The organism is Vibrio sp. 2132-1 (assembly GCF_033344315.1).
Window position 1 is genome coordinate 18,267 of the sequence record NZ_JAWPON010000030.1, and the last position, 12,496, is coordinate 30,762.

Below are 12,496 nucleotides of genomic sequence, written 5' to 3' on the forward strand. Positions count from 1 at the left end.
TCCCACCGGAAGAACAAAGTAGTATAAAAACTAAAAAGGCACCCGAAGGTGCCTTTTTCTTAAGCTTTTAACGATTACTCGTTATATGACTTACTCTTCAGAAGAGAAACCAGCGTTTAGAAGTGCCGCTAGGTTATCCGTTGCTTGCTCAGCAGAAGGACCATCTTGCGCTTCAGAACGTTTAGCTTGACGCTCTTGGTGGTATGCGAAACCAGTACCAGCTGGGATCAGACGACCAACAATTACGTTCTCTTTCAGACCACGTAGGTCATCACGCTTACCAGAAACCGCAGCTTCTGTTAGTACGCGAGTTGTCTCCTGGAACGATGCCGCAGAGATGAACGACTCAGTCGCTAGAGATGCTTTAGTAATACCTAGTAGTTCACGTTCGAAACGTGCAGGCTCTTTGCCTTCAGCTTCTAGGTTACGGTTAGCAATCTTAACTTGTGAGTACTCAATCTGTTCACCAGGTAGGAACTCAGAGTCACCAGAGTGAGTAATAGTACACTTACGTAGCATCTGACGAACGATAGTTTCAATGTGCTTATCGTTAATCTTAACGCCTTGTAGACGGTAAACTTCCTGTACTTCGTTAGCAATGTACTGCGTTACCGCGTGTACGCCACGTAGACGTAGGATGTCATGTGGAGACTCTGGACCATCTGCGATCACATCACCACGTTCAACTTTTTCACCTTCGAATACGTTCAACTGACGATGCTTAGGAATCATCTCTTCGTAAGCTTCACCGCTTTCACGTGTGATCACTAGGCGACGTTTACCTTTCGTCTCTTTACCAAAGCTCACAGTACCTGTGTGCTCAGCAAGGATTGCAGGCTCTTTCGGCTTACGTGCTTCAAATAGGTCAGCAACTCGTGGAAGACCACCGGTGATATCTTTGTTACCGCCAGACTTCTGAGGAATACGTGCTAGTGTTGCACCAACACCTACTGCTGCGCCATCTTCGATGTTCACAATCGCTTTACCAGGTAGGAAGTAGTGAGCTGGCATATCAGTACCAGGGATCATTACATCGTTACCTTGCTCGTCAACAAGTTTGATAGCTGGACGCATATCTTTACCTGCTGAAGGGCGAGCTGCTGGGTCAGTTACTTCGCTTGAAGATAGACCAGTTAGGTCATCAGTTTGACGAGATACTGTTACGCCGTCGATCATATCTACGAACTGGATGCGACCTGCTACCTCAGTAATGATAGGTAGTGTGTGCGCTTCCCAGTTTGCAACTGTTTCGCCAGCTTGAACTGTATCACCATCGCCTTTGCTTAGTAGCGTACCGTAAGGCAGTTTGTGCTTCTCTTTAGTACGACCAAACTCATCAACGATAGTTAACTCTGTCGCACGAGAAGTGATAACGATCTTACCGTCATCAGCCAATACAGATTTAGCGTTGTGTAGCTTGATAGAACCGTTGTTCTTAACTTGAACACTGTTCTCTGCCGCTGCTGTCGATGCCGCACCACCGATGTGGAACGTACGCATCGTTAGCTGTGTACCTGGCTCACCGATAGACTGAGCAGCAATAACACCCACTGCTTCACCTTGGTTCACTAGGTGACCACGTGCTAGGTCACGACCGTAACATTGTGCACAACAACCGAAGTCAGAATCACACGTTACTACAGAGCGCACTTTCATGCTGTCTACTGAGTTCTCTTCCATGATTTGACACCATTTCTCATCGATCAGGGTGTTACGTGGAATAAGAACGTCTTCAGTGCCAGGTTTTAGTACGTCTTCAGCAACAACACGACCAAGAGCAAGCTCAGAAAGTGCAACTTTAACATCACCACCCTCGATGTGAGGCATCATGTCGACACCTTCGTGAGTGCCACAGTCATGTTCAGTTACAACAACGTCTTGAGCAACGTCTACTAGACGACGAGTTAGGTAACCCGAGTTCGCTGTTTTCAGTGCCGTATCCGCAAGACCCTTACGAGCACCGTGCGTTGAGATAAAGTACTGAAGTACGTTTAGACCTTCTTTAAAGTTCGCTGTGATCGGCGTTTCGATGATTGAACCATCTGGACGCGCCATCAGACCACGCATACCCGCAAGCTGACGAATCTGTGCTGCAGAACCACGAGCGCCCGAGTCCGCCATCATATAGATGCTGTTGAATGACTCTTGCTGTTCCTCTTCACCGTCACGGTTAACTACCGTTTCAGATGAAAGGTTTTCCATCATTGCTTTCGCAACACGGTCGTTGGTCGATGCCCAGATATCGATAACTTTGTTGTAGCGTTCGCCCGCAGTAACAAGACCTGATTGGTACTGTTCCTGGATTTCACGTACTTCTTCTTCCGCTTCTGCGATTTCAGTGTACTTAGCTGCAGGTACAACCATATCGTCGATACCAACAGATACACCAGAAAGTGCCGCGTATGCGAAACCTGTGTACATGATTTGGTCAGCGAAGATTACTGTGTCTTTCAGACCTAGTTTACGGTACGCCTCGTTAAGTAGGTTAGAGATTTGCTTCTTACCTAGCTTTTGGTTAACGATGCTGTACGGTAGACCAGCTGGCACGATTTGCCATAGCATTGCACGACCAACAGTGGTGTCTACCATCTTGGTTTCTGTAGTGCTGTTGCCATCTTCGTCTACAACAGTTTCTGTAATACGTACTTTAACGCGTGCGTGAAGCTCAGCTTGTTTAGTGCGGTATGCTTTCTCAGCCTCTTCTGGGCCAGAAAGGTACATGCCTTCACCTTTCACGTTGATCTTTTCACGAGTCATGTAGTACAGACCCAATACAACGTCCTGAGAAGGTACGATGATCGGATCACCTGACGCTGGCGACAGAATGTTGTTTGTCGACATCATCAGAGTACGAGCTTCAAGCTGTGCCTCTAGAGTTAGAGGTACGTGAACCGCCATTTGGTCACCATCGAAGTCCGCGTTGTACGCCGCACAAACAAGTGGGTGTAGCTGAATCGCTTTACCTTCGATCAGTACTGGTTCGAACGCCTGGATACCTAGACGGTGAAGTGTCGGTGCACGGTTCAATAGTACTGGGTGTTCACGGATTACTTCGTCTAGGATATCCCAAACGACCGCTTCTTCACGCTCTACCATTTTCTTAGCAGCTTTGATTGTAGTCGCAAGACCACGAGTCTCTAGCTTGCTGTAGATGAATGGTTTGAATAGCTCAAGTGCCATCTTCTTAGGAAGACCACACTGGTGTAGACGAAGGTATGGACCTACTGTGATTACAGAACGGCCAGAGTAGTCTACACGTTTACCTAGAAGGTTCTGACGGAAACGACCTTGTTTACCCTTGATCATATCAGCAAGAGATTTCAGAGGACGCTTGTTAGAACCTGTGATCGCACGACCACGACGACCGTTATCTAGTAGCGCATCAACAGACTCTTGCAGCATACGTTTTTCGTTACGTACGATGATGTCCGGAGCAGCTAGCTCTAGAAGACGCTTCAAACGGTTGTTACGGTTGATCACACGACGGTATAGATCGTTAAGATCAGAAGTCGCAAAGCGACCGCCATCTAGAGGTACTAGAGGACGTAGATCTGGCGGAAGTACTGGAAGTACAGTTAGGATCATCCACTCAGGGTTGTTACCCGATGCGATGAACGCTTCTACCAGCTTAAGACGCTTAGTTACTTTCTTACGCTTAGTTTCAGAGTTTGTTGTCTCTAACTCTTCACGCATTTGTTCTGCTTCAGCGTGCATATCCATAGAACCTAGTAGGTCCTTGATAGCTTCCGCACCCATCTTAGCAGTGAACTCGTCGCCCCACTCTTCTAGACGATCTAGATACTCTTCTTCAGTAAGCATCTGACCTTTTTCTAGATCAGTCATACCAGGCTCTGTTACTACGTACATTTCGAAGTACAGAACGCGTTCGATATCACGTAGAGGGATATCCATTAGTAGACCGATACGAGACGGTAGCGATTTTAGGAACCAGATGTGAGCTACTGGTGAAGCCAGTTCAATGTGGCCCATACGGTCACGACGAACTTTAGTTTGTGTAACTTCTACACCACACTTCTCACAGATAACACCACGGTGCTTCAGGCGCTTGTACTTACCACAAAGACATTCGTAGTCTTTAACTGGACCAAAGATACGCGCACAGAACAGACCATCGCGTTCAGGTTTGAACGTACGATAGTTGATCGTTTCAGGTTTTTTAACTTCACCGAAAGACCATGAACGGATCATGTCTGGTGAAGATAGACCGATTTTGATTGCATCAAATTCTTCGGTCTTATGCTGTGCTTTTAGAAAGTTTAATAAGTCTTTCACAATCAGCTCCTGTAAGGAGTTAAAAGGAGCTCACTCGCTAAAGTGAGCACCTTCTTCCAAATAATCGCTTTGATTCTCTCGACTTTCATCAAGAGAGAAAAGGATTACTCTTCGTCTTCTAGCTCGATGTTGATACCTAGCGAGCGGATCTCTTTCAACAGTACGTTGAACGATTCTGGCATGCCAGGTTCCATGCTGTGGTTACCGTCTACGATGTTCTTGTACATCTTAGTACGGCCGTTAACGTCATCCGACTTAACCGTTAGCATTTCTTGTAGCGTGTAAGCAGCACCGTATGCTTCTAGTGCCCATACTTCCATCTCACCGAAACGCTGACCACCGAACTGAGCTTTACCACCTAGTGGCTGCTGAGTTACTAGGCTGTACGAACCAGTTGAACGAGCGTGCATCTTGTCATCAACAAGGTGGTTCAGTTTCAGCATGTACATGTAACCAACAGTTACAGGACGCTCAAACGCATCACCTGTGCGACCATCAAACAGTGTTAACTGACCTGATGTTGGTAGATCTGCTAGCTCAAGAAGTGCTTTGATTGACTCTTCTGGAGCGCCATCAAATACAGGAGTCGCGATTGGTAGACCGCCACGCAAGTTCTTGATCAGAGTACGTACTTCATCATCAGATAGAGAAGCAATGTCTACTTTCTGGCGAGTGTCGCCTAGATCGTAAACTTTTTGTAGGAACTCGCGGAATTTCGCTAGTTCTTGCTGCTCTTTAACCATCTGGTTGATCTTGTCACCGATACCTTTCGCTGCCAGACCTAAGTGTACTTCTAGGATCTGACCGATGTTCATACGCGAAGGTACACCCAGTGGGTTAAGTACGATGTCTACAGGCTGACCTTTCTCATCGTATGGCATGTCTTCAACAGGGTTGATCTTAGAGATTACACCCTTGTTACCGTGACGACCCGCCATCTTATCACCAGGCTGAATGCGACGTTTAACCGCTAGGTAAACCTTAACGATCTTCAGTACACCAGGTGCTAAATCATCACCTTGAGTGATCTTACGACGCTTAGTTTCGAACTTCTTATCGAAGTCGGCTTTTAGCTCATCCCACTGCTCAGCAAGTTGCTCAAGCTGAGTTTGTAGTGCGTCATCTTCTAGCGTTAGTTCTAGCCACTTCTTACGATCAGTTGTGTCTAGTTTCGCTTCAGAGTAACCGCCTTCAATCAATACAGCTTTAACACGGTTTAGAAGGCCGCCCTCAAGAATCTGGAATTCTTCAGTTAGGTCTTTCTTCGCTTCTTTAAGCTGCATCTGTTCGATTTCAAGCGCACGCTTGTCTTTCTCTACGCCATCGCGAGTAAAGACTTGAACGTCGATGATCGTACCTGATACAGAGTTAGGTACACGTAGTGAAGTATCTTTAACGTCAGATGCTTTTTCACCGAAGATTGCACGTAGTAGCTTCTCTTCAGGCGTTAGCTGAGTTTCACCTTTAGGCGTTACTTTACCAACTAGGATGTCGCCACCCTTAACTTCAGCACCGATGTAAACGATACCTGACTCGTCTAGTTTAGATAGAGCAGACTCACCTACGTTTGGAATATCCGCTGTAATCTCTTCAGAACCAAGCTTAGTATCACGCGCCACACAAGTCAGTTCTTGGATGTGGATAGTCGTGAAACGGTCTTCTTGAACTACGCGCTCAGATACTAAGATCGAGTCTTCGAAGTTGTAACCGTTCCAAGGCATGAACGCGATACGCATGTTTTGACCAAGCGCTAGTTCACCAAGGTCTGTTGAAGGACCATCAGCAAGAACGTCACCGCGTGATACAGGCTCACCTGGCATCACACATGGGCGCTGGTTAATACATGTGTTCTGGTTAGAACGTGTGTATTTAGTCAGGTTGTAGATGTCGATACCAGCTTCACCTGGTACTAGCTCTTCTTCGTTAACTTTAACAACGATACGAGAAGCATCTACTGACTGGATCACACCACTACGTTTAGCAACTGCAGTTACACCTGAGTCAACTGCTACGTTACGTTCAATACCAGTACCAACAAGCGGTTTGTCAGCTTTTAGTGTTGGAACTGCCTGACGTTGCATGTTCGCACCCATCAATGCACGGTTCGCATCATCGTGTTCTAGGAACGGGATAAGCGATGCAGCGATAGATACAACCTGGTTTGTCGCAACGTCCATGTACTGAGCGTGCTCACGAGGGTGTAGACCAGATTCACCTTTCTGACGAGCTGTGATCAGCTCATCTGCAAAAGTACCATCTTCGTTTAGCTTAGCGTTCGCCTGTGCGATAACGAATTGGCCTTCTTCGATTGCAGATAGGTAATCTACTTCGTCTGTTACTACGCCATCTACAACGCGACGGTATGGTGTCTCTAGGAAACCGTACTCGTTACAACGCGCAAACGCAGATAGAGAGTTGATCAGACCGATGTTTGGACCTTCAGGCGTTTCGATAGGACATAGACGACCGTAGTGAGTTACGTGTACGTCACGTACTTCGAAGCCAGCACGTTCACGAGTTAGACCGCCAGGACCCAATGCAGAAATACGACGCTTGTGCGTTACTTCTGATAGCGGGTTGTTTTGGTCCATGAACTGCGAAAGCTGTGAAGAGCCAAAGAATTCTTTAACTGCCGCAGAAATTGGCTTCGCGTTGATCAAGTCTTGAGGCATGATTGCGTCAAGATCGCCTAGGCTTAGACGCTCTTTAACTGCACGCTCAACACGTACTAGACCTACACGGAACTGGTTCTCAGCCATTTCGCCTACAGAACGGATACGACGGTTGCCTAGGTGGTCGATATCGTCCACTTCGCCCTTACCGTTACGGATCGCGATCAGCTTCTTCATCACTTCGATGATATCAGTTTCATCAAGTGTGCCTTGCTCTTGAGCATCTTCACGGCCGATAGAGCTGTTGAACTTCATACGACCAACAGTCGATAGATCGTAACGCTCTTCAGAGAAGAATAGGCTTTCGAATAGAGCTTCTGCAGCTTCTTTTGTTGGCGGCTCACCAGGGCGCATCATGCGGTAGATTTCTACCAATGCAGAAATACGATCAACCGTGCTGTCGATACGTAATGTTTCTGACATGAATGGACCGTGGTCTAGATCGTTCGTAAATAGAACTTCTAGCGCTTTGTGGCCTGCCTGAGATAGGTTCGCTAATGCTTCCAGGCTGATTTCCTGGTTAGCGTTAACAATGATCTCGCCAGTTGCTTCATTGATGTAATCTTTAGATGCAACTTTACCAACGATGTACTCAACTGGTACTTCGATGTGATCAACGCCATCTTTTTCTAGTTGGCGGATATGACGAGCTGTTACGCGACGACCCTGCTCAACGTAAACTTTACCATTTGCTTCGATGTCGAATGACGCAGTTTCACCACGTAGACGATCCGGAACCAACTCCATCAATAGAGTTTGGTCTTTCACTTCGAAGTTCACTTTCTCGAAGAAGATATCTAGGATTTCTTCTGTCGACTTACCTAGTGCTCGAAGGATGATCGATGCTGGTAGCTTACGACGGCGGTCGATACGAACGTACAAGTTATCCTTAGGATCAAACTCGAAATCAAGCCATGAACCACGGTAAGGAATAACACGTGCGTTGTATAAAACTTTACCTGAAGAGTGGGTCTTACCCTTATCGCTGTCGAAGAACACGCCTGGGCTTCGGTGCAGCTGGGATACGATAACCCTCTCGGTACCGTTGATTACGAAGGTACCATTGTCTGTCATGAGCGGAATTTCACCCATGTAGACTTCTTGTTCTTTAATGTCTTTTACAGTACCTGCTGGCGCGTCTTTATCAAAGATAACTAGGCGTAGTTTTACACGTAGTGGCTTTGAGTAAGTTACACCGCGGATTTGACATTCTTTAACGTCAAAAACTGGCTCACCAAGACGGTAGCTAACGTATTGCAGCTCAGAATTGCCGTTGTAGCTCTGAATCGGGAATACAGAACGGAAAGCGGCTTCAAGACCGTATTGACCTTCAGGATCCTGTTCGATAAATTTGTCGAACGAATCGAGCTGGATCGATAGCAGGTATGGAATGTCCAAAACTTGTGGACGAGTACCAAAGTCCTTACGGATGCGCTTTTTCTCGGTATAAGAGTAAACCATGGGGTTCCTCAGCTCGCTGATAAGTGACCCAAACTGTCCGCCCGCTCCTAGTTACTTAAGGGGGGTAAGGGACAGTGACTAATATAGCTGTTTACTGTAGTGACATTTCATTTCGTAAGAATGAAATGTTTTTTGCATGGATATCAGGCGCTTAAACAGCGGGAAAATTCGCCTATACCCTACAGCGCAAAAAGGCCGGTGGTTAAAAAACCACCAGCCAATTAGCCGTTAGGCTAAGAAACTATGCAATAATTACTTAACAGCAACAGTTGCACCAGCTTCTTCTAGCTGAGCTTTAAGAGCTTCAGCTTCTGCTTTCTCAACACCTTCTTTAAGAGGTGCTGGAGCGCCGTCTACTAGAGCTTTAGCTTCTTTAAGACCTAGGCCAGTTGCGCCACGTACTGCTTTGATTACAGCAACTTTGTTACCGCCTGCAGCTTCTAGGATTACGTCGAATTCAGTTTGCTCAGCAGCAGCTTCGCCTGCAGCAGCGCCGCCAGCTACAACAGCAGCAGCAGCAGAAACACCGAATTTCTCTTCCATTGCTTCGATTAGTTCAACAACTTGCATTACAGACATTTCTGCAACTGCGTCTAGGATTTGCTCGTTAGTAATAGACATAACAATTCTCTTTTAAGTCAACAATAAGTTTATTAAGCAACCAGTAAAAAGCAAGGCTTATGCCGCTGCTTCTTGTTTTTGATCGCGGATAGCTGCGATAGTACGCGCCAGCTTGCCAGCCGAAGCTTCTTTCATGCACATCATTAGGCGTGCAATTGCTTCGTCGTAAGTTGGTAGTGTTGCTAGTACTTCAGCGTCAGTTAAAGCGCCTTCAAATGCAGCAGCTTTGATCTCGAAATCTTTGTTCTCTTTAGCGAAGTCTTTGAAAAGACGCGCTGCAGCACCTGGGTGCTCATTAGAGAATGCGATTAGAGTAGGACCAGTGAAAGTGTCAGTTAGACACTCGTACTCAGTACCTTCAACCGCACGACGAGCAAGAGTGTTACGAACAACTCTCATGTAAACGCCAGCTTCACGAGCTTGTTTACGTAGAGAAGTCATCGCGCCAACTTGAACGCCACGAGAATCAGCTACAACTGCAGAAAGTGCACCACTGGCAGCTTCGTTGACTTCAGCAACAATTGCTTTTTTGTCTTGAAGGTTTAAAGCCATCTTGGATTTACTCCTGGTTGTCGTTACACCACTCACTATCATCACGACAGTGAGAGCTATTGAGGTGCTTCCCCAGAAGAAAGTTAACTATATTACATAGAGCTTTCTGTCAGTTCGGGCACCATCTACGTAGGATAATTAAGTTTGCTTTTACACAAACACCTACGGTCTTGGACGGAGACTGGGTCTTAATTCATTTCGAACTAGGAGACAGTTCAAAGAACCAAAGTTCAGCCCCAACCACAAATATTAGGCGCAAAATTATACACTAATTTTGCGCCTAAGCAAATAAATTATGCTTGAGTGTTCAGGCTAGCCTGATCAACAGCAACACCAGCACCCATAGTAGTAGAGATGCTTACTTTCTTCAGGAAAGTACCTTTCGCTGAAGATGGCTTAGCTTTCTTCAGAGCAACTAGAAGTGCTTCTAGGTTCTCTTTGATCTGCTCAGCAGAGAAGTTTGCTTTACCGATAGTAGTGTGGATGATGCCGTTTTTGTCGTTACGGTAACGAACCTGACCAGCTTTAGCGTTTTTAACTGCTTCAGCAACGTTAGGAGTTACAGTACCAACTTTAGGGTTTGGCATAAGACCGCGAGGACCTAGGATAGTACCTAGTTGACCTACAACGCGCATTGCATCTGGAGAAGCAACAACTACGTCAAAGTTCATTTCGCCTTTCTTAACTTGCTCAGCAAGATCTTCCATACCTACGATGTCTGCGCCAGCTTCTTTAGCTGCTTCAGCGTTAGCACCTTGAGTGAACACTGCAACGCGGATTTCGCGGCCAGTACCGTGAGGTAGTACAGTTGCACCACGTACGTTCTGGTCAGATTTACGAGCATCAATGCCTAGGTTAACAGCAACGTCTACAGACTCAACGAATTTAGCAGTCGCTAGTTCTTGAAGAAGAGCAACAGCTTCGTTGATTTCGTATTCTTTAGTTACGTCAACTTTTTCGCGGATTACGCGCATGCGCTTAGTTAGTTTTGCCATCTTATTAACCCTCTACCACTAGGCCCATTGAACGAGCAGTACCAGCGATAGAACGCTTCATCGCTTCGATGTCAGCACCAGTCATATCAGCAGCTTTAGTTTCTGCGATTTCTTGGATTTGAGCGTCAGTTACAGTACCAACTTTTTCAGTGTTTGGACGACCTGAACCAGACTTAACGCCAGCAGCTTTCTTAAGAAGAACAGCAGCAGGTGGAGTCTTAGTTACGAACGTGAAAGAACGGTCGCTGTATACTGTGATAACTACTGGAGTTGGTAGACCTTTCTCAATAGATTCTGTTTTTGCGTTGAACGCTTTACAGAATTCCATGATGTTCACACCGTGTTGACCTAGTGCAGGACCTACTGGTGGACTAGGGTTAGCCATACCAGCAGCAACTTGTAGCTTGATGTAAGCTTCAACTTTCTTAGCCATGATAATTCCTAAGTTTGGGTACAAACGCTAATCGCGGATCAGCTCCCCGTTTGTGTAAGAAACTTTTTACTTCACTTGAAGTAAAAAGGCGCGAAATTATAGTCATAATCCGCGCCTTATACAACCCTAAAAAGGTGATTTTTTATACTCTTTAACGAAGAGTCTTAGTCCAGCTTTTCAACCTGACCAAATTCAAGCTCAACTGGTGTCGCACGACCAAAGATCGATACAGACACTTTCAGGCGGCTCTTCTCGTAATCCACTTCTTCAACAGTACCGTTGAAGTCAGCAAATGGACCTTCGTTAACACGTACCACTTCACCCGCTTCGTACATTGTACGCGGACGAGGCGCTTCACTCGCTTTCTCAAGACGATTAAGAATCGCGTCAGCCTCTTTATCCGTGATAGGTGCCGGACGGTCTGAGGTACCACCAATGAAGCCCATGACACGCGGCACACTGCGTACTAGGTGCCATGATTCATCGTTCATAATCATCTGAACAAGGACGTAACCTGGGAAGAACTTACGCTCAGATTTGCGACGCTGACCCGCGCGCATTTCCACTACTTCTTCAGTAGGAACCAGTACTTCACCGAATAGCTCTTCCATGCCGTGCATTTTGATATGCTCGCGCAGAGATTGAGCTACACGACCTTCAAATCCAGAGAAGGCTTGAACCACATACCAGCGTTTTTTTGGAGCTTCACTCATGAATAAAAACCCTCTATACCCCAGTTGCTAGAGCTACTAGACGAACCATAATTCCGTCAATACCCCATAGCACTAGAGCCATTACAATACTTACAGCTAAAACGATCAGTGTTGTTTGCATGGTTTCTTGGCGAGTAGGCCAAACAACTTTACGTACTTCCATACGAGATTCTTTTGCAAAACTGATCGCTGCTTTACCTTTAGTCGTTGTTGCTGCAACGCCTAAGGCAGCTGCAATAAGAACAACAACGCCTGCAGCACGAACCACTACAGACATTTCACCATACAGGTAATTACCCACAACAGCGGCAGCTGCCAATACGAAAGCGGCTACCCACTTAAACGTATCTGCTGCGTTTGAGCTATCAGGAGTTTCAGCATTATTTGCTTTCATAAAACCAACCTGTTACAAGTCTTAATATAGACGACAACAACCCCGCTGTTGCAGGGCAAACTCCATATCGCTGAAAAAATCAGCGTACTCTTCTTAAGATTAAGCCTCTTTGCTTAATCTTGCTCTGCGCCCAACCCACTTCTGAACAAGAAAACAGCAAAAATAATGTTGAGTGCAGAAAAAGGGCATCAAATGATGCCCTTTTTGCTACTGGTTCGTCAAATCTAATTCAAGATTTTCCGAAAGCATCGCTAATTCGCTATGAATTAGTCGAAGATCTTAGCAACAACACCAGCACCTACTGTACGGCCACCTTCACGGATCGCGAAACGTAGACCTTCGTCCATTGCGATTGGTGCGAT

General features: G+C 46.2%; 8 protein-coding genes and 1 pseudogene. All 9 read right to left on the reverse strand.

Annotation, left to right across the window (positions count from 1 at the left end; genetic code table 11):
* Positions 1-90: 90 nt before the first annotated feature.
* On the reverse strand, positions 91-4,293 hold the full coding sequence (gene rpoC, locus R8N47_RS22465) for a DNA-directed RNA polymerase subunit beta' (protein WP_005382514.1): 4,203 nt from the start codon (positions 4,291-4,293) through the stop codon (positions 91-93).
* Positions 4,294-4,397: 104 nt separating this feature from the next.
* Positions 4,398-8,426, reverse strand: a complete 4,029-nt coding sequence (gene rpoB / locus R8N47_RS22470; RefSeq protein ID WP_064354397.1) for a DNA-directed RNA polymerase subunit beta — start codon at positions 8,424-8,426, stop codon at positions 4,398-4,400.
* Positions 8,427-8,678: 252 nt separating this feature from the next.
* Positions 8,679-9,047 (reverse strand): 50S ribosomal protein L7/L12, encoded by a 369-nt coding sequence (rplL, locus tag R8N47_RS22475; RefSeq protein ID WP_005382540.1) that lies wholly within the window; start codon positions 9,045-9,047, stop codon positions 8,679-8,681.
* Between the two features lie 57 nt (positions 9,048-9,104).
* Positions 9,105-9,599, reverse strand: a complete 495-nt coding sequence (gene rplJ, locus R8N47_RS22480) for a 50S ribosomal protein L10 (protein ID WP_005382538.1) — start codon at positions 9,597-9,599, stop codon at positions 9,105-9,107.
* Positions 9,600-9,892: 293 nt separating this feature from the next.
* Positions 9,893-10,594 carry a 50S ribosomal protein L1 gene (gene rplA / locus R8N47_RS22485; RefSeq protein WP_005384683.1) on the reverse strand — a complete coding sequence of 234 codons (702 nt, stop codon included), beginning with the start codon at positions 10,592-10,594 and terminating at the stop codon, positions 9,893-9,895.
* 4 nt (positions 10,595-10,598) lie between these two features.
* A complete protein-coding gene (rplK, locus tag R8N47_RS22490) occupies positions 10,599-11,027 on the reverse strand; it encodes a 50S ribosomal protein L11 (protein ID WP_005384682.1) in 429 nt (142 codons plus the stop codon).
* A gap of 164 nt (positions 11,028-11,191) precedes the next feature.
* On the reverse strand, positions 11,192-11,740 hold the full coding sequence (gene nusG / locus R8N47_RS22495; RefSeq protein ID WP_005384681.1) for a transcription termination/antitermination protein NusG: 549 nt from the start codon (positions 11,738-11,740) through the stop codon (positions 11,192-11,194).
* A gap of 13 nt (positions 11,741-11,753) precedes the next feature.
* Positions 11,754-12,134: a preprotein translocase subunit SecE gene (gene secE / locus R8N47_RS22500; RefSeq protein ID WP_005384680.1), complete on the reverse strand. Its 381-nt coding sequence runs from the start codon at positions 12,132-12,134 to the stop codon at positions 11,754-11,756.
* 266 nt (positions 12,135-12,400) lie between these two features.
* Positions 12,401-12,496: pseudogene (locus R8N47_RS22505) on the reverse strand (elongation factor Tu); the annotation flags it as partial.